The sequence below is a fragment of the Guptibacillus hwajinpoensis genome (genome assembly GCF_020171785.1).
Taxonomy (GTDB): domain Bacteria; phylum Bacillota; class Bacilli; order Bacillales; family Guptibacillaceae; genus Guptibacillus; species Guptibacillus sedimenti.
In genome coordinates, this window is record NZ_JAIVAE010000003.1 from 237,399 (window position 1) to 262,412 (window position 25,014).

At 39.8% G+C, this 25,014-nt stretch carries 22 protein-coding genes; 5 read left to right on the plus strand and 17 right to left on the minus strand.

Translation table 11 applies throughout. From position 1 onward, the window contains the following. Positions 1-45 precede the first annotated feature (45 nt). From hutP to hutU, 4 genes are all read right to left on the minus strand, one after another. The gene (hutP, locus tag LCL91_RS05165) at positions 46-486 is read right to left on the minus strand and encodes a hut operon transcriptional regulator HutP (protein ID WP_224880578.1); all 441 of its coding nucleotides are present in this window, start codon (positions 484-486) and stop codon (positions 46-48) included. A gap of 65 nt (positions 487-551) precedes the next feature. Then, positions 552-1,568 (minus strand): agmatinase family protein, encoded by a 1,017-nt coding sequence (locus LCL91_RS05170; RefSeq protein WP_224880580.1) that lies wholly within the window; start codon positions 1,566-1,568, stop codon positions 552-554. Beyond that, positions 1,565-2,839 carry an imidazolonepropionase gene (gene hutI, locus LCL91_RS05175; protein ID WP_224880582.1) on the minus strand — a complete coding sequence of 425 codons (1,275 nt, stop codon included), beginning with the start codon at positions 2,837-2,839 and terminating at the stop codon, positions 1,565-1,567. Before hutI ends, LCL91_RS05170 begins: the two co-directional genes overlap by 4 nt. Before the next feature lie 13 nt (positions 2,840-2,852). Next, positions 2,853-4,520 carry a urocanate hydratase gene (gene hutU, locus LCL91_RS05180; protein ID WP_224880584.1) on the minus strand — a complete coding sequence of 556 codons (1,668 nt, stop codon included), beginning with the start codon at positions 4,518-4,520 and terminating at the stop codon, positions 2,853-2,855. A gap of 396 nt (positions 4,521-4,916) precedes the next feature. On the opposite strand from hutU, the gene LCL91_RS05185 reads away from it, so the two are divergent. Continuing rightward, on the plus strand, positions 4,917-5,807 hold the full coding sequence (locus tag LCL91_RS05185; protein WP_224880586.1) for a fructose bisphosphate aldolase: 891 nt from the start codon (positions 4,917-4,919) through the stop codon (positions 5,805-5,807). Between the two features lie 58 nt (positions 5,808-5,865). On the opposite strand, the gene LCL91_RS05190 is transcribed toward LCL91_RS05185, so the two are convergent. The 4 genes from LCL91_RS05190 to LCL91_RS05205 all read right to left on the minus strand — a co-directional run bounded on the left by LCL91_RS05190 (position 5,866) and on the right by LCL91_RS05205 (position 9,387). After that, a complete protein-coding gene (locus LCL91_RS05190; protein WP_224880589.1) occupies positions 5,866-7,329 on the minus strand; it encodes a helix-turn-helix domain-containing protein in 1,464 nt (487 codons plus the stop codon). Positions 7,330-7,508: 179 nt separating this feature from the next. Further along, entirely contained in the window at positions 7,509-8,057 is a 549-nt protein-coding gene (locus tag LCL91_RS05195) for a hypothetical protein (RefSeq protein WP_224880591.1), read from the minus strand. 114 nt (positions 8,058-8,171) lie between these two features. Beyond that, positions 8,172-8,660, minus strand: a complete 489-nt coding sequence (locus tag LCL91_RS05200) for a hypothetical protein (protein WP_224880593.1) — start codon at positions 8,658-8,660, stop codon at positions 8,172-8,174. A 40-nt stretch (positions 8,661-8,700) separates the two neighbouring features. Then, a complete protein-coding gene (locus tag LCL91_RS05205; protein WP_224880595.1) occupies positions 8,701-9,387 on the minus strand; it encodes a MerR family transcriptional regulator in 687 nt (228 codons plus the stop codon). Positions 9,388-9,685: 298 nt separating this feature from the next. Here LCL91_RS05205 and LCL91_RS05210 point away from each other — a divergent pair, with 298 nt between their 5' ends. Further along, a complete protein-coding gene (locus LCL91_RS05210; protein ID WP_224880597.1) occupies positions 9,686-12,070 on the plus strand; it encodes a penicillin acylase family protein in 2,385 nt (794 codons plus the stop codon). Positions 12,071-12,110: 40 nt separating this feature from the next. Here the strand turns inward: LCL91_RS05210 and LCL91_RS05215 are convergent, their stop codons facing one another. Further along, complete coding sequence (locus LCL91_RS05215) at positions 12,111-13,178, minus strand: branched-chain amino acid aminotransferase (RefSeq protein ID WP_224880599.1); 1,068 nt, start codon at positions 13,176-13,178, stop codon at positions 12,111-12,113. 377 nt (positions 13,179-13,555) lie between these two features. On the opposite strand from LCL91_RS05215, the gene LCL91_RS05220 reads away from it, so the two are divergent. Next, positions 13,556-14,179: an acetate uptake transporter gene (locus LCL91_RS05220; protein WP_202407228.1), complete on the plus strand. Its 624-nt coding sequence runs from the start codon at positions 13,556-13,558 to the stop codon at positions 14,177-14,179. 443 nt (positions 14,180-14,622) lie between these two features. On the opposite strand, the gene LCL91_RS05225 is transcribed toward LCL91_RS05220, so the two are convergent. Next, a complete protein-coding gene (locus LCL91_RS05225; RefSeq protein ID WP_224880602.1) occupies positions 14,623-14,973 on the minus strand; it encodes a DUF4440 domain-containing protein in 351 nt (116 codons plus the stop codon). A gap of 332 nt (positions 14,974-15,305) precedes the next feature. Here LCL91_RS05225 and LCL91_RS05230 point away from each other — a divergent pair, with 332 nt between their 5' ends. Together LCL91_RS05230 and LCL91_RS05235 are read left to right on the plus strand one after the other, a co-directional pair. Further along, positions 15,306-15,737 (plus strand): DUF1641 domain-containing protein, encoded by a 432-nt coding sequence (locus LCL91_RS05230; RefSeq protein WP_159782750.1) that lies wholly within the window; start codon positions 15,306-15,308, stop codon positions 15,735-15,737. 30 nt (positions 15,738-15,767) lie between these two features. Then, positions 15,768-16,949, plus strand: a complete 1,182-nt coding sequence (locus LCL91_RS05235; RefSeq protein WP_098443838.1) for an NAD(P)/FAD-dependent oxidoreductase — start codon at positions 15,768-15,770, stop codon at positions 16,947-16,949. Between the two features lie 56 nt (positions 16,950-17,005). Here the strand turns inward: LCL91_RS05235 and LCL91_RS05240 are convergent, their stop codons facing one another. The 7 genes from LCL91_RS05240 to LCL91_RS05270 all read right to left on the minus strand — a co-directional run bounded on the left by LCL91_RS05240 (position 17,006) and on the right by LCL91_RS05270 (position 24,979). Next, positions 17,006-18,469, minus strand: a complete 1,464-nt coding sequence (locus LCL91_RS05240; RefSeq protein WP_224880605.1) for a sucrose-6-phosphate hydrolase — start codon at positions 18,467-18,469, stop codon at positions 17,006-17,008. Between the two features lie 39 nt (positions 18,470-18,508). Further along, entirely contained in the window at positions 18,509-19,918 is a 1,410-nt protein-coding gene (locus LCL91_RS05245; RefSeq protein WP_224880607.1) for a PTS transporter subunit EIIC, read from the minus strand. A gap of 185 nt (positions 19,919-20,103) precedes the next feature. After that, entirely contained in the window at positions 20,104-21,078 is a 975-nt protein-coding gene (locus LCL91_RS05250) for a LacI family DNA-binding transcriptional regulator (protein ID WP_224881221.1), read from the minus strand. A gap of 118 nt (positions 21,079-21,196) precedes the next feature. Further along, the gene (locus LCL91_RS05255; protein WP_224881222.1) at positions 21,197-22,234 is read right to left on the minus strand and encodes a PQQ-dependent sugar dehydrogenase; all 1,038 of its coding nucleotides are present in this window, start codon (positions 22,232-22,234) and stop codon (positions 21,197-21,199) included. Between the two features lie 41 nt (positions 22,235-22,275). Beyond that, positions 22,276-22,623, minus strand: a complete 348-nt coding sequence (locus LCL91_RS05260) for a VOC family protein (protein WP_224880609.1) — start codon at positions 22,621-22,623, stop codon at positions 22,276-22,278. A 278-nt stretch (positions 22,624-22,901) separates the two neighbouring features. Then, complete coding sequence (locus tag LCL91_RS05265; RefSeq protein ID WP_224880612.1) at positions 22,902-23,339, minus strand: cell wall hydrolase; 438 nt, start codon at positions 23,337-23,339, stop codon at positions 22,902-22,904. Positions 23,340-23,566: 227 nt separating this feature from the next. Continuing rightward, positions 23,567-24,979, minus strand: coding sequence for an LVIVD repeat-containing protein (locus LCL91_RS05270; protein ID WP_224880614.1), 1,413 nt, complete (start codon positions 24,977-24,979; stop codon positions 23,567-23,569). Positions 24,980-25,014: the final 35 nt, after the last annotated feature.

Below are 25,014 nucleotides of genomic sequence, written 5' to 3' on the forward strand. Positions count from 1 at the left end.
CTGTTCCATTGCCGCCTCCTCATCACTCATTACTTTAGGCAGCATTTATCCTATATGATTAATTCCAAGACCAAACGTTTCATGTTCAAGTCCTTTTACTGGAGCGCCAATTGTTCCATAAAAAGCAACAGCAATCCATTCTCCTTCATCATAATGCTCATAAGGTGAGCCACGGACAATCGCAAAACGTAAGCCCACGGTTCGCATCATGTCTCCTGCACCTATCTGGCCACGCATAACCCCTTCTAATGCCTCTAATATGGCATGATATAAGGCATGTGTCTCTCGATAAAGCTCTTCTGAAATAATCTTATTCCTTTTAGCAGATGTTTCAACAGCTGAAATGACTTTCTGCATACTCATTGATCCAGACTTTCCCTGACAATAATCCACATCTTTCAGCTGATGAGAAAATGGTTCTAGCTCTTCAGGAGTTAAGGACGCTACGAGCATCGCTAATTTACCAATCAATATCTTTTGTGTCATTTCTCTCACCTGTCCACGTTTCTACTAGTTACTAGTAACTCTCTTTATTGTAAGCGCTATCAACCTTAGTGGTCAAGACGTTCCCTTCCTATAATCTTTCGTTTACAAACTCCCGTTAAAAAGGAAAGCATTGTATGAACAGCACTTTTCACCCCGATCTCACCGACATCTTTTCTAGGATCAAGGCAAACGATGTCCATTGCCTTTACTTTCGAATGCTCTCCCGCTAACTGGACAGCTTCAAACAACTCATCCGTTCTCATTCCACCAGGAGTTGCTGCGGGCGCAGCTGGATTACAAGAAATATCAAGGACATCCATGTCGACCGTTAAGTAAATCGTGTCAACGGTTTTTTCAAGTTGAGCTAAGGCATCTTGAACGACATGATGGATGCCCTTTTTCCTTACTGTTTTCATCGTCGTGTAGTGAACGCCATGTTCATCAGCGTAGTTTTTTAAATCTAAACTATTAAAAAAACCGTGAAGTCCGATATTATGCACATGCTTTCCTTCAACTGTATGGCTTTCTATTACCTGCCTTATGGGCGTTCCATTTGCGGGGCCAAAATCTGCTAAGTCTCGCAAATCAAAATGTGTATCTAATTGCAAAATGCCGATCGTCTCAGTTTGATGCACCAGCTTCCAGCCTTTAATCAACATAGCCGTTATCGAGTGATCCCCGCCCATCGTTAAAGGTATTGTATGGGGGTGCTGTTTTCTCATCGCTACCATGGCCTGTTGAATTTGGTCATGCGTATACCGTATATCTGTCGCATGCTGTTTGACATCACCAAGATCAATCGTTTTTAAACGAGCTAGATCAATATCTTCATCTAGATTATACGTACGAAAGGAACGCCATGCTCTTCGCATCGCATCAGGATTCTCACTTGCTGCGGATGTACTAATCGAAGACTTTGATAAGGGAACACCGAGAATGGTAATGTCGTAGTCTTCCCAATTTGGCGTTGATTCACCTATTGTTTCAATCCATTCATTCACCGTAAGATCAAATTGTTCATCCGTTTGCTTTGACCAAACCATGGTTGGACGATTTAACATTGGGTATGGATATCCCCTCATAAAAGGTGGCCTCCTACGACCAGCGTTACGCCTCCTTTAATCACAGTATCGACATGATTCATTCCATATTGATAGGAAAGAGTAAGGTAATTCGGTACATCAAAGATTGTGATATCTGCTTTTTTTCCAGCTTCAAGACTTCCTGTAACATCCGCACAGCCAATTGCATGAGCAGCATTAATCGTTGTCGCAGTTACTACCTCTTCAGGCGTCATCCCCATTTTCAAGCAGCCAAGATTCATGATAAATGGAAGAGAGAGTGTAGGAGAAGAACCAGGATTTGCATCCGTAGATAGTGCAACACCTACTCCAGCATCTATCATCTTTCTACTTTGAGCAAAATCAGCCATTAGGAAAAATGCCGTTCCTGGAAGTAAAACACCCATTACACCTGCATCGGCCATATCTTGTATCCCCTGATCTGATGCTCTAAGAAGATGATCTGCCGAAATTGCGCCTACTTCCGCTGCCAGCTCCGCTCCTGCATAAGGTTCAATCTCATCCGCGTGAATTTTAGGAATGAGTCCGTATTCTTTACCAGCTTCTAGTATGCGCTTTGATTGATCTGGTGTGAAAACACCCCGTTCACAAAAAACGTCATTAAATGTGGCGAGCTTCCGCTTGGCTACTTCTGGAATCATTTCAGAAATCACTTTCGATACAAACGTTTCGGGGTTTCTCTTTTCTGATATAGGAATGGCATGAGCGCCCATAAACGTGGAAATGACATCAATAGGATGAGATTCATGGAGTTGTTTCGCAACTTCTAATTGTTTTATTTCATGTTCTAACGTGAGACCGTAACCGCTTTTCGCTTCTACTGTTGTCACACCGTGCAATAAAAATTGGTTCAGACGTTTTCTCGACTGTTCGAACAATTCTTCATAACTTGCTTTTTGTGTCGCACGCGTAGTGGCATGAATGCCGCCACCAGCTTCCATAATTTCCATATATGTCTTCCCTTGTAACCGCATCGCGTATTCATTTTCTCTCGTACCAGCATGAACAAGGTGCGTATGGGGATCGATTAACCCTGGAGTTACCACTTTCCCCGCGGCATCAATTTGCTCTGTAAGGGCCACTGAATCTTTGTATTTTGCTACCATTTCGTTCGATGATCCAACTTCAACAATGATTCCATCTTCTATATAGACAGCGCCATTTTCAATTAGTCCTATTTTCGACATTTTCTTTTTTAATGCTGGACGGTCCGAGTATCCTGACATTGTGATCAGCTGTGCAGCATTTTTTATTAATAGTCTTGCAGTCATATCGCTCTACCTCCTATTTCTTTCGTAGCATCGGAACATGAATGCCTTTCTCCTCTGCCGTTTTCTTCGCTAAATCATAGCCTGCGTCAACATGACGAACAACACCCATTCCAGGATCTGTTGTTAAAACACGTTCAATTCGCTGCTCCGCCTCTTTCGTCCCGTCTGCGACAATAACCATACCTGCGTGGAGCGAATAGCCCATACCAACACCACCGCCATGGTGAACGCTAACCCAACTTGCCCCACCAACACTATTAATCATCGCATTTAAAATCGGCCAGTCAGCAACTGCATCACTTCCATCTTTCATTGCTTCGGTCTCTCGATTCGGTGAAGCGACGGAGCCAGAGTCAAGATGATCACGCCCGATCACAATCGGAGCACTTAATTCACCTTTTGCGACCATGTTATTAATGATTTTCCCAAATTTCGCACGTTCTCCGTACCCAAGCCAACAAATTCGAGAAGGAAGTCCTTGAAAACGAATTTTCTCTCGCGCCATACGAATCCAATGACATAGGTGTTCGTTGTCACTAAACTCATTTAATATCACTTCATCTGTTTTATAAATATCTTTTGGGTCTCCAGATAAGGCTACCCAACGAAAAGGGCCCTTCCCTTCGCAAAACTGCGGTCGGATATAAGCCGGTACAAATCCCGGGAAATCAAATGCGTGTTCAACGCCTTCGTCTTTCGCAACCTGGCGAATGTTATTTCCGTAATCGAATGTTACAGATCCATGCTTCTGCATCTCAAGCATGGCCTGAACGTGCAAGGCGATACTTCGTTTTGCTAATTTACTATACTGATCTGGACTCTCTTTTCGGAGTTTCTCTGCAGCTCTTATTTCTAGGTTTATAGGATAATAGCCGTTTAAAGGGTCATGAGCAGAAGTTTGATCCGTTAAAATGTCAGGGATAAACTGATGATCGATCATTTTAGGTAAAATTTCTGCCGCATTCCCTAGTAAACCAATGGAAAGAGCTTCTCCTTTATTTCGAGCTTTCTTTGCCAACTCAATTGCATGCTCAAGACTAGCAGTTGACGTATCAAGATACTTTGTATCGATTCGACGTTGAATCCGTTTAGCATCCATTTCGATTGCAATACAAACGCCTCCGTTAAGAGTGACGGCAAGTGGTTGCGCCCCGCCCATTCCGCCTAAGCCTGCTGTTAACGTAATGGTATTGCTTAAACTACCATTAAAATGCTGCTTCCCACATTCAGCAAATGTCTCATACGTTCCCTGTACAATCCCTTGACTGCCAATGTAAATCCAGCTCCCAGCTGTCATTTGTCCATACATCATCAACCCTTTACGGTCGAGTTCATGAAAGTGGTCCCAATTTGCCCAGGCAGGCACCAAATTTGAATTAGCGATCAGTACTTTAGGCGCATCCTTGTGAGTCTTAAAAACAGCTACTGGCTTGCCAGATTGGATCAAAAGTGTTTCATCATCCTCTAGTTCCTTAAGTGAACGAACAATCGCTTCATAGCACTCCCAATTCCTCGCCGCTTTCCCGATTCCACCGTAGACTACGAGATCCTCTGGATTCTCAGCGACGTCAGGATGCAAATTATTATTGAGCATTCGTAAAGCAGCTTCCTGAATCCATCCTTTTGTGTGGAGAACTGTGCCTCGATACTGCTCTACTTTGGTTGCTTTTGTATCCGCCATCTTCGTCACCCTTTCAGAATCATTTCCTAATAAAAGCGTAGCACCTGATGCAGAAGTGATATAGATAACCAGATTTTGATTAATAGGAAATACTTTATAAACAAGAAGACCATTTCGATAAACAACAAATAATTTATAGTATTTTTTTTAGAAAAGTCAATTAAACTATTTATCTCTTATGATTTAAGATAGCGAATCGTGGGTAATATCAATGAGTGATCTTTAAAGGAAAAATCATACTCTATGTAAGCTCATGACCTGATTAAATTGCGATGATTTTCTTAAACAGCAATCCTTGATAAATCCATAGAAAATTTGGTGTTAATTATGATGGAATAATGGGAAGAGTATAGATGGTTGCATGATGAAGTTTAGAATTAAAAGGAGTGGAAAAACATGAACAACAATCAATTCGACAAAATCAAGAATGGAACAGGATTTATTGCAGCGCTTGATCAGAGTGGTGGAAGTACACCTAAGGCCTTAGCAGAATACGGTGTTCCTGAAGATTCCTACTCTAATGAAGACGAAATGTTTGATCGTGTTCATCAGATGCGAACAAGAATCATTACATCACCTGCTTTCAGTGGAGAGAAAATTCTTGGCGCTATCCTATTTGAACAAACGATGGATCGTGAAATCGAAGGCAAGTATACAGCTGACTATCTTGCAGATAAGGGGATTGTCCCTTTCCTAAAAGTAGACAAAGGACTAGCCGAACAAGAAAATGGCGTTCAGCTTATGAAACCAATTCATGATTTAGATGAAACGCTTGGTCGCGCAAGTGAACGTAAAATTTTCGGTACGAAAATGCGCTCTGTGATTCATGAACCAAACGAAAGCAGTATCAAGGCAGTTGTTGAACAGCAGTTTGACATCGGAAAGCGAATTCTTGCCGCTGACCTAATGCCAATTATTGAACCAGAAGTAAACATCCACAGTGAAGACAAAGAGAAATCAGAAGAAATTTTACGTGAAGAAATCCTAAAACAGCTTAATGATTTGTCAGACGATCAAAATGTGATGCTTAAACTTTCAATTCCTACAAGAGCGAATGCGTATAAACAATTAATTGAGCATCCTCGTGTGTTACGTGTTGTTGCGCTATCTGGAGGATATTCACGTGATGAAGCGAACGAAAAGTTAAAAGAAAACGATGGTCTTATTGCCAGCTTCTCTAGAGCACTTGCTGCTGATTTAAATGCGAATCAGTCTGAACAAGAATTTAACGATGCTCTACAGAGCGCAGTGGACTCTATTTACGACGCTTCCGTAAATAAAAAATAATAAGCGCTAAATGGAATGGGTGAGGATACAACAAGGTATCCTCACCCATTCTTCATATTCACTTGCCCACTTTTCGATATTCGCCAGGTGTTTTGCCAGTGAATTCTTTAAAAACCCGGCTAAAGTAATTCGGGCTCTTGAAACCTACATGACTTGCAATGGACTGAACGGATTCTTTTGTTGAGATGAGAAGCTCTTTTGCTTTGTAGATACGTGTCGTATTTAGTATTTCACGAAACGATTGACCATAATTTTGAGTTAATGTGTGACTTAAGTAAGCTGGATTACGAAGCACATGATCCGCTACTTCATTCAAGGTAAGAGCGGAATCATGATAATGATCATCAATGTATGTTAAGGTTTCTTCGATGACATTTCTTTTTAAAGTAGGACGAGCGTCAACTGAATCATGTAGAAGATTCGTAAGAAATAGGATTAAATCTTGAACGATGCGATAAAGAATAGGACTATATAAAATCGATTCAAATACCTCTTTATATAAGGCTTCACTTCGCTGATCGGTCATTCCTTTACGAATCATAAATCGTCTGATTTGAGCAAGGATACTCGTTAAACGCGTTCGCAAAAGACCCGGCTCTGGATAAGGAGATGCCATGCCATAAAAGTGCTCGTACATCCACTTTTTCAATTCTTCGATTCGACTTTCCTCAAGCATAGTAACCCAATGACGCTGTTCTGTTAACGTTAGAAATGGGTCGATATCATGCCACTCCTCGTCTTGATTAGAATGAAGAACTTGTTGATAGCCAGTAAAAAAAGATATTTCCATCACCTTTTGTAATTTCATATAAATTTGATGCAAGGAATGGTCGGTCATTCCTTGATGCACTGCTATGACAATAGACCCTCCATTCATCTGTTCCCATTCACGCAAAAACCTTTGCGCCTGATGAATAGGTTCATGTATCAGTTGGTCAAAAACAAGGACAATTCGATCCGTTGTTGAGAAAACATGTGGCGTAGATGAAAAGTTAAACTGGTCAATAAATTGGCGTAACTCACTGAGGAAGATTCTTTCCTCCGTTTTCAATAAGTAAACCGGAGCGCGATAGGTCAATTGATCATCAATAAACAAGGAGTTATACCATAGTGTTTCGTGTAACTTTTCCCCTTTCTCTCTCCTTTTAAAATCCGCAACATTCCGAAAGGCTTTCTGTAAAGAGGTTTTTATTTCTAAGGGTGATAGCGGTTTCACGATCAAGTCTAAGGCGCCGATTTCAATCGCTTCAGTGGCTTTTTCAAAAGTTGGCTCAGCTGTTACTGCAATCACTTCTGTAGTATAACGATCAATAAACGTTTTCATAAGATTCCATTTATCCCGAGGGATCATGTCCAATTCAATGAAAAGGATATCAGGTAATTCTTTTTCCAAAATCATCATAACCTCTGTCAACTGATTAACCGTTTCCACTGATGAAATAGGAAATGAATACTTTGAGATTAACCATTTCATTCCGATTAACTCCTGGGAATTACGATCTCCAACCACTAGTTTGTACATAAGTCATTTGCCCCTGCTTCCTTATTGCATTTTCGTTCACGCAGAAGAGATTCTTTAGTTTCCTCCTCTATCCACTTTTATTTTGTCAAAACAGATCAGAAACCTCAACATTTTTCCTTCCGTTCATTTACGTACCTAAACAAAAAAAGGACTTGCTTTCAGCAATGATCCTTTTCTCGTTAGCGAGTCTTCTCTCCATTACCAAGGACAGCTGTAACACCCCAAACCTTATCGTATGCCCCATATCCATTTAATCCAATATCGAGGTCATGGAAATAACGATGAAGTTTTTGAACATCTCGTGTAGTGCCATGTTCAATATAGTGTAAGGCAATGAATTTAATGTCCTGTAGGTCCTGATTGAGCTTGTCATTTTCCTCTTTGGAATAAGTATTAATGACTGACACTAATTCAATCGCTTTATCAGTTTGATCCGTATGATTGAGCTTTGATATTTCACCAAATCCAGTCGTTTGATTGTAATACGCATGTGTCGAAGCAACAAAAGCATTTATATTGTCATATGTGAGATCATTCGAAATTGCTGACGCAATTTGTTCCATCTCCTCATCTCCATAATCTGGTCGATTCTCTATGGGAGAGGCAATCCATTCCTTACTAACAGAGAGAGCGCGTTCGTTGATTGAAAAAAGGACATAGATTGTAATGGCAAGACTCGCTATCGTCGCTAGACCAAGCAAAACGAATTTTGCTTTGGTAGTAATCAAAACATCGCCTCCCTTCTTATATTGATAGAAACGTTGTCTTAACGCCACAAAAGCGATATCTCATCTCTGAATGATATCGCTTTTGTTTATACATAATCAGAGAAGCTCCTCATCTTAATCATCCCCAAAGGTGTCGGTTACTCCGAACGTATCCTCATGATCATAGTTGTTCAGAGCTTTGTCGAGATCATGAAAGTACCGATGTAGTGCTCGTACCTCAGTTGTTGTAAGGGTTTGACTAGAAAGTTCCTTTATGGACATTAAGTCTTTTTTTAGGTCTTCATGAGCTACCCCGTTGTCTAAAAATACATCAATATAGGCTACGGAAGCAGTGGCTTGACGCTCCTGTGCTTCTAAATCCATAGGACGGTCAATCATCCCGTAGCCCGTTGTTCGATTGTAAAAAGCATGAAAATCCGCAACGAATTCTTCTACTTGCTCATATTCTGCCGGGAAAGAAGCGGCAGATACTTGATACTCATTCTCCTTAATCTTCGTCCCATTTACCTCGGTGTGAAGTGAGAAAATATAAATATAGAGAGCCGCGAATGTTGCAGCAACGAGGAGACTGATTATGGAAAACATCACTTTCGCTTGATCCATTTCATCTTCCCCCATTCGAATTTCTCTCTACTCTAATTCTTTACTTCGCAAAACCGAAAATATTTTTGATTTTTGTAACGCCCCACTTCGGATCATGTGCTCTGCTTTCGTCCCGGAAACGATCCTGCACAACAGCCATTAGTCTTTCTTCTCGCGCAGACATTTGTTCATCAGCAATTTGTCTTTCTTTTGTTACTTCAAATTGATAGAATTCACGTTCATCGACTGAGACATCAGCTAAGTGATCGATTTTCTTACCAATCGCATTTAATTCCATTTGGTTAATGGATGCGTGCGCGTCTGAAGCAGTGGCGATTTCTTCATGAACAATTTCATGAACTTGATGAACGATATCTTTTTCTAAGCGCTTTACGGTTTCATCCATACTAAGAAGTTTTTTTACTTCTGCTGATTCTACAAAAGAAACGATTTTAGATAAGGAAGTCTGGATATCTACCTGATCAATAGGCTCGCTAGGCGGCGTTTTTTCTGCTTCCTTACCTTGTAGTTCTAACGTATTAATAATGACTTCATCAGCAGCATGACTTTCTTTCATGTTTTTAATTAATTGAAGGACTTCAATATCGCCAATTGTATACGTACGGGCATTGTTTTCATCGCGTGGAATCGTTAGAAATGGCGCAAACTGTTCTTCCCATAATTTCAATGTATGACGAGACACATTCAACATGGAAGCTACCCTAGAAATCATCATTGTATTATTCATCTTCATCATTCCTCCCCGTTGATTTAATAAAGTTATTCCATGCCTATCTATCTATTTTCCTGCAAGGTGACAAAGGTTCTTAAAAACAGTCAGAGACTCTTAGGAAATAGCGTTAATCTACAAAAGCGCTCGTTTGTTGTAATGTTTTGAAATGGATTATTCACTTTTCTCGAAATATGACGTGATCTAATCCAGCAGACTACTTGGTCTATTAGGAGGCATTCCCAACATTTCAGAAAGCGCTATCATCACGATGTATTATGGTAATATATAGATAAAATGAAATGGGAGGGAAGTTATGAGTACGGTTGTTACACCTGTAAAACAGCCTAAGTTAAAGAAAAGAAAGTGGCCTTTTTACCTTACTGGAAGTATCTTATTACTAGTAATCCTCGCTTTATCCGTCAGTTTTTGGTTTGTGCAGAAAACAGCTCCTGAAACAAATGGGGAAATCACTTTATCAGGCTTAGAAGATTCTGTTTCCATTTATCGAGATCGTTCAGGCGTTCCTCACATTGAAGCCTCATCTACAAAGGATCTGTTTATGGCTCAAGGATTTGTGACAGCTCAGGACCGCATGTTTCAAATGGACCTAAGTCGTCGTCAAGCTTCTGGAACACTGAGTGAAGTCATTGGTAAGTCCACGATCGACAATGACAAGTTTTTTCGTACGTTAGGCTTAAGAAGGGCTGCAGAAGATTCTTATAATGCCTACTCTGATGAGGCAAAGCAAATACTCGAGTGGTATGCAGATGGTGTCAACGCCTATATGACACAAGCAAAAGCGGAGAATTCACTGCCAATTGAATTTACACTTGCGGGTTATGAACCAAATGCATGGACACCACTTGACTCTCTTACAATTGGAAAGTATATGGCGTTTGATTTAGGCGGGCATTGGGAAGGTCAGGCATTTCGCTACTACCTTCTTCAGAATTTCTCAGAAGAAGAAGCAATGGATTTGTTTCCGAGTTACCCTGATGAAGGGTCTACTGTTATTCAAGAAATGAAAGAAAGTCAGTTAGACATCTCAAAAAGTTTTGCTAAAGCGGTTATCCCAGATCCATTTAACGGAAGTAATAATTGGGTCGTATCAGGCGAAAAAACCGCTTCCGGAAAGCCTCTTCTAGCCAACGATCCGCATCTTGGACTTGGTACGCCTCCTATCTGGTACGAAACGCATTTAAATTCTCCAGATTATCACGTTAGTGGCGTTATTTTTGCAGGCGTTCCTGGAATTATCGTGGGACGAAACGACTCAATCGCCTGGGGGGTTACAAATGTAGGACCAGATGTTCAGGATCTCTATATTGAAAAACGAAATCCTGATAACCCTACTGAATTTCAGTACAATGATAAATGGGAAACAGCAGAAGTTCTTGATGAAAGCATACCTGTAAAAAACAGTGAACCGATACCATATGAAGTTGTCATTACTCGACATGGTCCTATTCTTTCTGAATTTGCCCATGACGATCAACCAGATACAGCTTTATCTCTCAGGTGGACTGCATTAGATCCTTCAACCGAATTGGAAGCTGTTCTTAAGATCGATCGAGCGTCTAACTGGGAAGAATTTAAGGAAGCACTCACTTCCTTTCATACGCCAGCTCAAAATTTTGTGTTTGCTTCCACTGACGGAACAATTGCTTACCGAGCAAATGGACTCATTCCAATTCGTAAAAATGGCGATAGCATGCTACCAGTCCCCGGTTGGAACGATGACTATGAATGGGACGGTTATATTCCCTGGGAAGAACTTCCGACAATCGTAAATCCGGATGAAGGATTCATTTCTACGGCAAATAATAAAATTACAACAGATGACTACCCCTATCACATCACCCATACGTGGGCTCAACCTTATCGTCAGAATCGTATTCGAGAAGTATTAATTGACGGAAATAACCTTGAGACTCAAGATATGATGAACCTTCAAAACGATTTCGTGAATTTACAGGGAAAAGAGCTCACTCCCCTATTAACAAAGGAACTTCACAGAGAAAACTTGACCTCAGTTGAAAAAGACGCTCTCTCGCTCCTTCAAGAGTGGAACTATATCGATGGTAGAGATGAAGCCGCTCCGCTTCTCTTTCATCTATGGATAGTGGAGATGGAAAAGGTGCTGTTTGATGGAAAGATTGACAAAGAAATGATGCCCCTTTTTGATGGAAAGAGTCAAGTCATTGATCAGCTTATTAGACGAGCTGTCGATGGAGAAGAAGGGCCATGGATGGAAAAGTCTGGAGGATTTCAATCTGTCGTAACGAAGTCCTATCAAGCTGCAGTTGATCGAGCTGCTTCCTTACAGGGGCATGCACCAAAGAAATGGGCGTGGGGGACGTTCCATTCTGTACCATTTGAACATCCTCTTGGTGCGATAAAACCTTTGCATCTTCTCTTCAATCCAGAAGTGAACGCGATGGGCGGTAGCCGTGTAACAGTTGGTGCTGCAGGCTGGAATTCATCAACTGGTACAGTTAACCACGGAGCCCCATGGCGAGGGGTCACAGATTTAGCCAATATGGAAACAAGCTATAACGTCATATCCCCTGGGCAATCTGGTTACGTGTTTAGTGAATGGTACGACAATCAAATCGATGATTGGGTAAATGGGCGTTACCACGAAACGAAGATGAGCGGCTATGAAGAAAATGCGAAGCATCTTATTCTGAAACCGTAACAAAAGGCTCTCTCAAACGAATGAGAGAGCCTTTTACTTGCTATTTTACGGATACTGTCCAATTTTGTGTATCTTCTAACTTCCCTGTTTGGATCCCTGTAATGGTGTCATACAATTTCTGAGAAAGCTCTCCAATTTCATGATGATTAATAACCATTTTCTTACCTTGCCAGTTGAGTTCTCCTACTGGTGAAATGACTGCAGCCGTTCCAGTACCAAACGCTTCTTCAAGCTCTCCCTTTTGCGACAGCTCATACAGTTCTTCAATAGATACCTTTCTTTCAGTGACTCTAATATCCCATTTCTTTAACAATTCAATAACGGACATTCTTGTAATGCCGTGGAGAATGCTACCGTTTAATTCTGGCGTAACAACTTCTCCATTAATCTTAAAGAAGATATTCATGCTCCCCACTTCTTCAATATAGCGCTTTTCAACTCCGTCAAGCCAAAGAACATCTGCATTTCCGTCTTTATAGGCTTTTGCCTGCGCTTGATAAGCGGATGAATAGTTTCCGGCCGTTTTTGCCATTCCTGTTCCGCCTTTAACAGCTCTAGTGAATTTATCTTCTACGCTAATTTTCACTGGTGTTAAGCCACCAGAAAAATAAGAGCCAACTGGTGAAAGAATGATCATTAGTTTGTACGTATTTGAAGGAGCAACAGATAAATTCGGCTCTGTTGCAATAATATACGGGCGTACATAAAGCGATGTTCCCGGCGTCGATGGTACCCAATCTTGCTCAATGTGAATCAGTTCTTTTAAGTAACCCATCACACGTTCTTCATCAATTGGAGGAATGCTCAATCGGTCGCTTGAAAGGTTCAAGCGCTGCAGATTTTTCTCCGGTCTAAATAAAAGGATACGATCGTCAGAACGGTAGGCTTTTAAACCTTCAAAAACCGTTTGTCCGTAGTGAAAAATCATCGCAGCAGGATCAAGAGTAATAGGCTCATAAGGAATGATTCGTGGCTCAAACCACCCTTTATCGGTTTCATAATCCATTACAAACATATGGTCGGTAAACGTTCTTCCAAAAGGGATCTGATCCTTTTCAGGCTTCGCTTTTAAATTTGTACTTTTAACAATTTCTAAATCTGTACTCATGGCCAGGACTCCTTACTCATTTAAAATAATATTCATAACCTGTGCTCCTTCCACTTGAAGGCAGCTTACTATTTATCTATTGTACTGCCAAACTCTATTGAATTAAAGCTTTATAGTACAGAAAGATGAAAAAATTCAGTAAAAGATGTTTTTCTTCTTAACTATTTTATCTTTCATCGCATTGCAGTAATTTCGACTGCTTCTCTCAAAAAAAGATATTCTTTATTCACTGTTTTTTGTAAACGATACCAAATATACAATAGCACCATTTTAGTTTTCAAGACTTTGTCTTCTCGATTACGATTAGTGAATTTACTATTGCAACTGATGTCTTTTTCACGTAAATTAGTCAAGTATGTTTATTAGGAGGTCTCATCATGAATCAAACACAAAACACGCAGCGCGTGCAAATGGTAACTGCAGATCCATCGGCTATTGGACTGTTTGGTCTTGCAATGGTTACGCTTGTTGCATCATCAGCTAAACTAGGTTGGACAGACGGCGTATCCTTTGTCCTACCATGGGCAATTTTTCTAGGAGGTATTGCTCAGCTTATTGCTAGTTTCCTCGATGCCAAACACAATAACACGTTTGGAACGACTGCCTTCGCAGCTTTTGGTCTATTTTGGCTAGGTGTCGGAACATCCTGGTTAATTCAATTCGGTGTTTTCGGCGATGCAGCAGCGGCAGCTGTTGATCCAAAACAATTAGGCATTGCATATGTCGGATATTTAATCTTCAGTGTCTTTATGACAGTGGGTGCGATGGAAACACATAAAGTTCTTTTCTTTATTTTTGTCTTTATTGACTTCTTATTTATCGGACTTACATTCTCTACTTTAGGAATTTTCCCTGAAGGAATGCACTTCTTAGCCGCTATTGCTGAGTTCTGTATTGCAATCTTAAGTTTCTACGGTTCAGCTGCTAGCGTATTAAATACCCATTTCGGCAAGGTGACACTACCTGTCGGAAAGCCTTTTGGTATTTTCAAGCAGGCTTAAAAAAGACAGATGAAAGTTAATTCTTTCATCTGTCTTTTTTGTATCACTATTTGCTTTTTGAACGAGATTATTTTACTAAAACCCCTCTTTCAAACGCTTTCCAAGTAAACGAACATTTTTTCGCCCTCTAATCATAAATCGTAATTCTTTCATCGCTGCAAACTGTTTTCTTTGTTCCATTCTGCTTCACTATGATTAGTAAAATAAATTTTCAACATACTTCACTTTTAGTTTACAATAATATGATTATGTATAAAGTTAACCTTTCTTGAAGATCGTTTAGCACACCTAGTAGATTATACATGTTTCAATTAATAAAAAAGAGGCAAAGGGGATCCAACTCCCCTGCCTCATTAGCAGTTTTTATTTACTTAACTGATTAATCAGATCAATGTCATTATTAATCTCTGTTAAAGTTTGAAATGACTTCGTATGTTGATTCATTAATTAGCTAATGTTCCTTGGTGAAAGAACAGTTGCCATTGATCGCCATTTTTTCTCCATATCGAACTTCGAAGCGTTTTTTGATTTCTTGTTTTATCATAAACACGATACGTAGCAAGCACCACATTTTCTGTTAAAGGGTGAATGTCAAAATCAGATAACGTCATTTCTCTTAGCGAAAGGCCTCCTTCTATCGCATCCTTTTTACTCCAAATCGCCCCTGAACTTCCAAACTCAAAGAAATCAGCTGCGAGTATTGAATTTAACTTCAATGAGTTCTCCCTCACTTGAGGCGTAAGCAACTTCATTTCCAGTTGAAAAATCTGTGTTTTGATTTCATCGATTCTCATATTTTCACCTCTCACTTTTTACCATTACCTCCATTTTACTCCTTCAAAAAACCACTAGCAGCAGTAATTTCAATGAAATTATTGATGTAAGCGGTTAAGTGAACGGCTATGCATTGAAATTCACTCAAGGATAATTTAACCTATTAGAGTAGGTATAAAAGATAACTGGATGATGGACACTTTAAAAGAAAAATACAATGAGTTACGTCCCATTTTCTTCTGTCGCTTGATTAGTGCCTTTTACATATAATCAGGCTTTTGAATACCTTAACATGGTTTTGCCTTATGATAGAACAAAGAAGCGTAATTGCTTAAAAGAAGGAGAAGTGACTATGTCAGAATCAATCACAACCGAAACAGGCGAAAAACGTGTTCCAACCCAAGACGAGCGCGAACTGCTTGATCAGCTTTTAGATCCTAAAGTTCAGGAGTCATTAAGCGTACTCGTAAAGGAACTACCTAAAGTAACAGAACTTGTCAACATGATGTCTAAATCATATGATACCGTACAAGCACTCGCAACAGATGATGTATTAAAAAATGATACTGTCGAATTCATGTCTGAAATTCTTCACCCTGTCAAAAACTCTGTTAAAGACGTTGCCGCTAATGCAATTGAAGCAAAAGATGAAGCAGAAAAAAGCTCTGAAGTGATTGGCCTTTTCGGACTTTTGAAAATGCTCAAAGATCCACAAGCTCAAAAACTTTTCAGATTTGTAAATGCCTATCTTAAAGTTTCAGGCGAAAAAAGTAACCAAAAATAATATTGATCTGCTAGAAATGGAGGAACAATCATGTCAAAACAAATAGTCATTTTGGGCGCAGGTTATGGTGGGCTTCTTTCTGCTTTATCCGTACGTCAATACTTAAACGAATCAGAAGCAACTGTTACATTAATCAACAAAACGCCAACACACCAAATCATTACTGAATTGCACCGTCTAGCTGCTGGTAACATCTCTACTGAGGCTGCTGCACTTCCACTCGACAAGTTATTAAAAGGAAACGACATTAACCTTAAAGTTGCAACGGTTGATTCTTTTTCTGTTGATAACAAAGAAGTGAAGCTTTCAGATGGCTCTACACTTTCTTACGATGCACTAGTCGTTGCACTTGGTAGTAAAACAGCTTACTTCGGCATTCCAGGACTTGAAGAAAACAGCATGGTTTTGAAGTCTGCTGAAGATGCAAACCGTATCCACGCTCATGTGGAAGAACGCATTAAGAGCTTTGCAGCATCAGGTGACGAAGCGGACGCTACCATTCTTATTGGCGGTGGCGGTCTTACAGGAACTGAGCTCGTTGGCGAACTAGCGGATGAAACACCGAAGCTTGCTCGTAAATATGGCGTAGATCCTGCTAAAATTAAACTGAAACTGGTTGAAGCAATGCCAAAAATTCTCCCAATGCTTCCGGACGAATTGATTAACCGTGCCATGACTAGTCTTGAAAAGCGCGGCGTTGAATTCTTAACGAACCTTCCTGTTACAAATGTTGAAGGTAACGTCGTTGAACTAAAAGACGGTCAAAAGATCGTCACAAACACATTCGTTTGGACGGGTGGCGTACAAGGTAACCCACTCGTTGGCGAATGCGGAATTGAAGTCAATCGCGGCCGTGCAACGGTGAACAATTACCTTCAATCCACTTCACATGAGAATGTGTTCGTAGCTGGAGACAGTGCTGTTTACTTCAAACCAGGAGATGAGCGTCCTCAACCACCTACAGCTCAAATTGCATGGCAGATGGGTGATCTCATTGGTTATAACCTCTATGCTTACCTTTATGACAAAGACTACAAAGAATTTGAACCCGTTAACTCAGGTACATTAGCAAGTCTTGGTCGTAAGGATGCAGTTGCTCAAATCGGAGGTAACTCAACCTCTCTTAAAGGACTTCCTGCATCTGTGATGAAAGAAGCAAGTAACGTTCGTTACCTTTCACACATTAAAGGGTTGTTTGCTTTAGCATACTAAATGACGAATCACTTTCTATAAAGAGAAAAAAGTGCTGGGAGTTCCAGCACTTTTTTTCATATAATAAAATTTGGTTTTGTACCTTTTACAATTTGATTTAAAGGATACAAGTCACCTGTAACTCCGTGGCAACATACGACATTCATGCCTTCTATAAATATTCGACTCGTAAACACCGTTTCGCCATGATCACAAAAGATTTCAATGCTTGAGGAATCTATAAAAAGACGAATTTGATGCTTCTCCTTTTGTTTTCTTAATGCATATCTTTTTGTGCCAAATTCTTCAGCATAAACTTGGGTCATCTTTGATCGATCAAGACAATACTCTTCTCCATTTGAAGAGAAAACCACGGTTTCATTATCTTCATTTCTAAACACAATTTCAAATTCTTGGTCGACTTCAATGACCATTTCAAATGAACGGGAAATTAATTGGTGATTCGTTTGCAGATTCTGCCCCTTTGCCCTCAGCTCTCTTAGCTCTTGAAGAGGCTGTTGTACTAAACGATTCCCCTCAATCTTAACTTCTCTCGGCAACGTTAACATGTGAGCCCACATATTTTGGTCTGTCGGATAGATGCTCTTTGAATTGCCTAACCAGCCAATTAGAATCCTTCTTCCATATGCATCCTCATAAGTTTGAGGAGCATAGAAATCAAACCCTTTGTCTAGTTCGATATATTCGTGGGCATTTAGTTTACCCGTAGCAACATCTAATACATCACTAATACAATACACCACCGAAAATACATTGTTATACTGATACTTATCTTTACTCAGCTCCCCTTGAGGAGAAAAGATAAGAACACCGCGATTATTTTGTTCAAAATAGTTGGGGCACTCCCACATATACCCTGCATCCTTAAAATTCGTCTGAAGAATGCTATGATACGTCATTTCATTTGGTTGGTCTCCCGAATAAAGGGCGATTGCGCCTTTATTCTTACTTGTTTCACCACCCACAAGCATATAGTATTTCTTGTCTCGTTTAAAAACAATCGGATCTCTAAAATTATTGCTGAATTCGGGAGGCGTCCCTTCGATCATCACGTTTTCCTTCGCTATCGTTTGATCTTCCTTTAGGAAGCCATACACCTGACTTGGTATGGCTTCACTCTCCTCAGTCAGATGATTTCCTGTATAGAACAGGTGCATCTTATCCCCTTCAACAAAAGCGGATCCTGAATGACACCCGTGAGAATCATATAACTGATCTGGATAAAGAGCGATACCGTGATCTTTAAAATGAATAAAATCTTTCGTTGAAACATGATACCAATGCTTCAATCCATGAACAGGTCCTAATGGGAACCATTGATAGAAGATATGGTGTTCTCCTCTAAAAAAAGCTAATCCATTTGGATCATTCATTAATCCATGATGAGGTGCTATATGATAATTCGGATAATAAGCATCCTCTTTTGCAATTTTTTCAATCATACTTAGATAGTCATTCGAAACATCTGACAAAGTAACGAAGCGATTCTGGCGGTTAGAAAAATCAATGTAATCAATCATGTAAAGCTTCCCTTCTGTTAAACCTTAAGAAAATGAACATTAGCCATGTTTAATATTTAAATTTAATGCAGGTTGTTCGGCAGACGGCTTTTCACGATAAGCAATGAACGTAACGAGAAACGAAGTGGCCAATGCAACTAGAATCACAAGAATGTATTGAAAGAAACCATCGCCTATATACAATAACAATCCTGGTAGCATCGTCGAACCAGTACCCGCAGCAGCGATGCCCAAAATCGAAGCAAACCCACCGCCGACTGCGCCACCTAAACAACCGTAAATAAATGGCTTTACTTTCGGTAAGTTAATCGCAAACATCACAGGCTCAGTGATGCCAAAGAAAGCAGGTATTACGGAACCTAACATATTAGATCGTTTAATTTTATCTCTTTGCTGAATAACGACCGCAAGAGCTGCTCCTGCTTGACCGGCGATTGCTGCCGTACCAATTGGATTGATTAAATCATATCCCGTTTCTGCAACCATCTTAACGGTTATCGGAACAATCGTATGGTGCATACCTGTTATCGCTAAAAGCTGAATGGTACCTCCATAAACAAATCCACCTATCCCAAATGGTAATTCAAAGAAATACATGATGCCAGAAGTAAGTAAATTTTCTATCCCCAAAATCACCGGGCCCACGATAACAAGTCCAAGAATTAATGAAAACAGTAATGTGACAAACGGTGTCAAAATAAGGTCTAGCATCTCAGGAATGTATTTTCTCGCTATTTTTTCCGTTTTGGCAGCTAACCACCCCATAAAGACAGCAGGTAGAATCGAACTTTGCATACCTGTTATTGGAATATCAAACCCTAATATTGTAAGAAGTAGCGGTTCTACTTCCCCGAACGATACAGCCCATTTATCCGGTAACTGTGGCGCTACTAGCATTAAGCCGAGGGCTATTCCAATGACGGGTGATCCTCCAAATTTCTTCATAGCAGACCAAGTAATTAACACCGGAATGAATGTAAACGCTGTATCTGTTAGTACTTGAGACAGTACTAAAATGGTTGAGGAGAGTTCCATTCCGAAACCGTTTACAAGTAATCCTCTAAGTCCCATCAATAGACCTGTTGCAATGAGAACAGGGATAACAGGGATAAAAATATCTGCAAAGGTTTTTGTTAGTTGTTGAATCTTAGAATTGTTTGAATTTCTTGGTTCATTAGAGCTGTCTTGACTGTCAGTGACTCCACCTTTTTCAAGTTCAGCATAAACTTTATTTACAAAACCAGTACCAAGAATGATTTGATGTTGCCCACTTTGATAAAAATATCCGCTTACGCCTTCAATTGAATCCAATGATTCTTTCTTAAGCAATGTATCATCATTCAGCTCGACCCTTAATCTTGTTGCACAGTGAGAGATGCGATAAATATTCTCTTTTCCACCTAATGCTTGTAATACAGAATGAGCAACTGTTTTAGGATTCTTCGCCATGATCCTACCCCTCCAATAGCATATTCGTTATCCTCACAAAAGCGGAAACGTTTCCACTTTGTCCTAAAAAGAAAATTTCTGATTAAACCCCCGCACTGGAAACGTTTCCAGTTACGATAAAAAATGAAAGCGACTCTAGAAATCGCTTTTGAATAACTAAATGATATCGTTTACACACCAGGGAGTCAAGTGTTTTTTTTATTTGTACTATTTCCATCAAAGAAGGTAACTGGAAGAACATTTTTCTTTTCAACTGGCTGTTCCTTAATTAGATTAATAAGCACTTCTACTGCTTTTTCAGCCATTTCAGCAACAGGTTGGATAATTGTTGAAAAAGTTAATTCATCTTCCTTACTGGAAGTAACACCATCAAAACCAATCACTTGCACATCCTCTGGAACTCTTCTTCCTACATTTTTTAGGGACCGCAACAATAATTTCGCCCACTTATCATTCATGGTAAAAAATCCATCCACATCAGGGTTTTGTTTTAAAAATCGTTGGATAACCGCTTCAATGTCTGTGACAGGCTCTCTTAATTCGTAAATACAGTGATCAATATTTTTGCTTAAACTCTCCGTTTCAAATCCAAGCCGCCGTTTCATCGATTCATTTTCAATGTTTGAAACACTACCTAAATAAGCAATGCGGTTACAACCCCGTTTTATCAGTTCTTCAGCTGCAAGCTCTCCACCTTTCTTATTATCACTCGTGACAAATACGACATCTTTCGTAAAGTGTCGATCAATACTTACAATCGGTAGGTGACTTGAAATATATTGATCAAGTTCAGCACTATAGGTAATTGCAATTAACCCATCTATTTTATTTTTTTCAAGCATCGAAATATAGCTTATTTCTTTCGCACGTTCATTCTGAGTATTACAAAGGATCATTTTATAGCCGAGATCAGACAATTTCTTTTCAACATGATAAGCAAATTTCGAAAAGAATGGATGCCAAATGGTAGGCACAATCAATGCGATCGATTGACTTTGCTGCATTTTAAAATTCCTAGCCACTTCATTTTGCTTATAATTCAGTGCTTCAATCGCTCGTTCTACTTTTCGTCGCGTTGTTTCTTTAACAGGACCATTGTTGTTAAGTACTCGTGAAACAGTACCTAATCCTACCCCAGCCTCTCTTGCTACATCTTTCATATTTACCAAAGTTCTGATTCACCTGCTTTGTTTATGAATTCATACAAAAATTATTGTAACATAGAAAAAGTTGTCAAGTTGACCGATAACCTCATTAAGTTAGTATAATAAGGTTATCCTACTCCACATTTACCTTTATCATCCGATCATCTTCTTTAACGGGATCCCCTCGACCATCTTTATTATTCGTAATCGCATATAAATTTCCTTCAGCTAAAAATAATGAACGAACTCTTCCAATTCCTTCTTCCACAACTGTGGTTCCCTGTCCTTTAAGCTGAAACGATCGAATTGCTTCACCTCGTAAGCAAGCGACATACAATTGATCATTCCAAAAAACCATTCCTGACGGAGCCCAAGTGTCGTTACCAGAATGATAAAGTGGCTGCGTCATCCCATCCGCAACTTCATCACCTTCAATCACAGGCCAGCCGTAATTATTTCCTGGATCAATTTGGTTGATTTCATCATGTGCAGACTGCCCATGCTCAGAGCTAAAAAGTTGTCCTTCGTCATTCCAGGCAAGTCCCTGGGGATTTCGGTGGCCATACGAGTACACATAGGAATCCTTAAATGGATTGTCTTCTGGAACATTTCCCTCTAGATCCATGCGAAGGATTTTACCCGCTAAACTTTCTTTATTTTGAGCTAACTCTGGTTCACCAGCATCGCCAGTTGTAATATAAAGCATGCCATCAGGTCCTAATTTCACTCTGCCACCATTATGAAACTGTGAACCAGGGATATTAGAAAGAAGTTCGTCCGTTTCTGTCCATACCCCTTCTCTTAACTCAACCTTCACCACTCTATTCAGCGTTTTATTATCTTCTAAATACGTATGATAGAGGAAAGCTGTTTGCGATTCTGGAAAATCTTTTGATAAGGCTAGACCTAAAAGCCCCCCCTCTCCTTCGCTGTGAATCTCTTTTGCAAGTTGCAGAGACTGCCTCTCCAAACGATTCGTAACGTTTGCCACTATGCCAGAACGTTCCGTAATGTAAAATGTTCCTTCAGATCGTGTGATTTCCCACGGAACATCTAGATTTTCTATAAATGCTTCCTCATAATTTTCCTCAGCCACATGCTCATCAGAACGATCGTTAGGTTTATGACTAGAACATGCTACCAAAATGAGAAATGCTCCGATCACTCCCATTATTCTCACGATGTATGCCTCTTTTCTCATTATTTATAAAATCACTCACAAATCATTAATACATTTCCGTCAGGATCCTTAAAGTTAAACCAATGACCGTTTTCAATTTCCGTCACAAGTTCAATTCCCTTTTCTTTCATAAAGGAAAAGGCAGCTGCAATGTCATTCGTATCAAAATGAAACGCAGGTGTGTGGAATATGGTTTCGGACGAAAAAATTTTACTATCAAGCACAAGTCCAGTCCCCTTCATAGGAACAATATAAAGGTGTCCAGCGATAATATCCCCATCTGGCTCGAGGCCAAGCAAATCACAGTACCATTTTTTAGCATCCTCGATATTACTTACTGGGATAAAGACCGCACTAACTCGATTTAAGATTGGTGTCAATTGGCTAACCTTCCTTTCAATATAAATTTCTCATCAACTATATCTCTTCTTGATTCCGTGTGTTGATCCTGCTCAGGAATAATAAATCAAAAAAAGTACTTACTTTTAAAGTACTTTTGCTTCCTATGGTAAAATAATTCAACAAAATTCCCCCTCTACATTTTTGCTTTCTAGTCAGTAGCTGAGGTGGGTAAGATAAAGAAATATTCCTCAAACAAAAGGAGCCTATCTACGTTCAGATAGACTCCTCTTCATGTTAAAGGAAAAAATCCTTAATCTTAGTTATAAACACTAGCACACGTGCCAGCTTCTGGTTCATAGTAACAATGATTTTTAAATTGACCTGCAAAAGGTTGCCCGTACCAGGTAGGAGGACAAGGAGCATAAGGATTGAAATACCAAAGAGCATATTTCCCCGGATGTTCTCTCCAATAATCCAAGTTCTTTTTTGCTAACCGTTTTTCAACAGACCTTGCTCTGTTATAAAAGACATTCCCTTTTTGAACGGCCTCAAAGGAATAATTCCCTCCCTGCACTTGATAAATCACTTGGGGAATAGTTCTCAGACCTACAAAGTCTAAACATTCTGCTTGTGCACGGTTCACAATGACATTTCCTACATACAACATTCCTTGCTTCCCTTCACCTTCGGCTTCCGCTCTCATCATTCTTGCCATTAAATCAACGTCTGAACTTGTGTATTTTACTCTCGGCATATTTTTCACCCCAAGTACATTGTATGAAGGAAAGGCACTTTTATGTCATTCATTTTATAGCAGAATGAAACTTCAAAACTGTTCTACTAATTTTATTTTAGTATAGCATTAGTAGAAGAAGGGATCGCTAAACGTTCATAAATAAAAAAAGGATAGGTAAGTAGCATGCCGCTACTTACCTATCCCCTTCTTTTAATATACAAGGTACATAAACCAATCCCATCAAGCTAGGACTGTGGAACAGATTGATCTTTGTGTTTATTCCCGTTATTCTGTAGCACTTTTAAACCACTACCGATGTCTGACGCTAGAATATAATTTCGATCTACGAATACACCCCACACATCTGATTGCTCTGGTGTGTATTGAGCAATTTCTGTCGGTTTAGAGGGATTCGTAATGTCTACCGCTATAACTCCTCCCGCATAGTGAGAAAGATAAAGGGTATTTCCATGGACTTTTGGATCGTGAACTGTTTTCGCAAAGGTGACATTGTCTTCTTCTGGAATATCATAGGTTAACTCTGTTTTAAATTCACTCAAAAGTTTTGGATTACTCTTATCTTTTATATCAAAAATACGTGTATAACCATATGCATTTTCATATCCTTCTTTAACTGGGTCATAGACTTCTCTTGTTTCAATTAAAATCGTCCCACCTTTTGCAAGGGTCGAGGAGTGAGCGGATCCCTGCTGATCAGATGCAAAATCAGTTCTTCCAAGGTACTCAGGTTCCTCTGGATTCGATATGTCAAATATAACTGTGCCAAGATCCCACATCGAGACATATGCGTACTTTCCAGTTTCATCTACCATTGTACTGTGGTTAAAGAGTGGTCTAGTTTTACCATCCGGTGAGTTCCAGTGATAGCCATTGAAATCGTCTGCTACCTCAGGAAGTGTCCTCGGATCAAACTGCCAGAGTGTCTCTGGGTTCGTTGGATCTGTCACATCAACAATTTGAAAGTCTTTCTCTTCTCCATTACTGTAATAATCAGCATAAGGGTTTGCAGCTACGACTATTGCGCGATTACCTTGAGTTGTTAAGTATAACTCATGTGTTCCTCTTGTTTTCTTAGTCACTTCCCAAAAGCCAAGTTTTTTAGGGTTTTCCGGATTCGTTACGTCATATAAAAGAAATCCACCTTTGGAATCGGGATTGTTTTTATTTAGCTGCTGAACGGAAACGACAGCAAGATCACCTTTAAACTCAGGAGTGCTAATGGATTTCACAATTACTTTCTCCTGCCATGTTTCTGGAATATCGTTATTTGCAAATACCGCTACCTCTTCCGGATTTGCAGGGTCTTTCAAATCAAACACCCGAACTCCGCCATTACCATTGTTCTGCACATGCGTGCCTACATAGGCATATCCTTTGTGAGCGTAAACATCAGCAAATGAATTTTGCTTACCGTCTTCACGAACAATATCCATCTCTGGTGCTGCCACTTCATTTAAGAAATTAAGGTTTTTACTACCTTCAAGAACCGGAGCTGCAACATTATCATAATTCGCGCGTTCTCCTTTTTCAATATTCACATCTCCAATTTCATCATGTGCGAGGACCTGTCCTGGAAGAATAATAGAAAATGCCAAAACTCCAGACAATGCCGTGTTAACTATGTACTTACTATTCAACTCATCGCCTCCGATATCTAAATATTCTGATAACG

Coding starts and splice junctions, on each gene's coding strand:
- hutP (WP_224880578.1), bottom strand. CDS start 486: ATGACACAAAAGATATTGATTGGTAAATTAGCGATGCTCGTAGCGTCC.
- LCL91_RS05170 (WP_224880580.1), bottom strand. CDS start 1,568: ATGAGGGGATATCCATACCCAATGTTAAATCGTCCAACCATGGTTTGG.
- hutI (WP_224880582.1), bottom strand. CDS start 2,839: ATGACTGCAAGACTATTAATAAAAAATGCTGCACAGCTGATCACAATG.
- hutU (WP_224880584.1), bottom strand. CDS start 4,520: ATGGCGGATACAAAAGCAACCAAAGTAGAGCAGTATCGAGGCACAGTT.
- LCL91_RS05185 (WP_224880586.1), top strand. CDS start 4,917: ATGAACAACAATCAATTCGACAAAATCAAGAATGGAACAGGATTTATT.
- LCL91_RS05190 (WP_224880589.1), bottom strand. CDS start 7,329: ATGTACAAACTAGTGGTTGGAGATCGTAATTCCCAGGAGTTAATCGGA.
- LCL91_RS05200 (WP_224880593.1), bottom strand. CDS start 8,660: ATGGATCAAGCGAAAGTGATGTTTTCCATAATCAGTCTCCTCGTTGCT.
- LCL91_RS05205 (WP_224880595.1), bottom strand. CDS start 9,387: ATGAATAATACAATGATGATTTCTAGGGTAGCTTCCATGTTGAATGTG.
- LCL91_RS05210 (WP_224880597.1), top strand. CDS start 9,686: ATGAGTACGGTTGTTACACCTGTAAAACAGCCTAAGTTAAAGAAAAGA.
- LCL91_RS05215 (WP_224880599.1), bottom strand. CDS start 13,178: ATGAGTACAGATTTAGAAATTGTTAAAAGTACAAATTTAAAAGCGAAG.
- LCL91_RS05220 (WP_202407228.1), top strand. CDS start 13,556: ATGAATCAAACACAAAACACGCAGCGCGTGCAAATGGTAACTGCAGAT.
- LCL91_RS05225 (WP_224880602.1), bottom strand. CDS start 14,973: ATGAGAATCGATGAAATCAAAACACAGATTTTTCAACTGGAAATGAAG.
- LCL91_RS05230 (WP_159782750.1), top strand. CDS start 15,306: ATGTCAGAATCAATCACAACCGAAACAGGCGAAAAACGTGTTCCAACC.
- LCL91_RS05235 (WP_098443838.1), top strand. CDS start 15,768: ATGTCAAAACAAATAGTCATTTTGGGCGCAGGTTATGGTGGGCTTCTT.
- LCL91_RS05240 (WP_224880605.1), bottom strand. CDS start 18,469: ATGATTGATTACATTGATTTTTCTAACCGCCAGAATCGCTTCGTTACT.
- LCL91_RS05245 (WP_224880607.1), bottom strand. CDS start 19,918: ATGGCGAAGAATCCTAAAACAGTTGCTCATTCTGTATTACAAGCATTA.
- LCL91_RS05250 (WP_224881221.1), bottom strand. CDS start 21,078: ATGAAAGATGTAGCAAGAGAGGCTGGGGTAGGATTAGGTACTGTTTCA.
- LCL91_RS05255 (WP_224881222.1), bottom strand. CDS start 22,234: ATGGGAGTGATCGGAGCATTTCTCATTTTGGTAGCATGTTCTAGTCAT.
- LCL91_RS05265 (WP_224880612.1), bottom strand. CDS start 23,339: ATGCCGAGAGTAAAATACACAAGTTCAGACGTTGATTTAATGGCAAGA.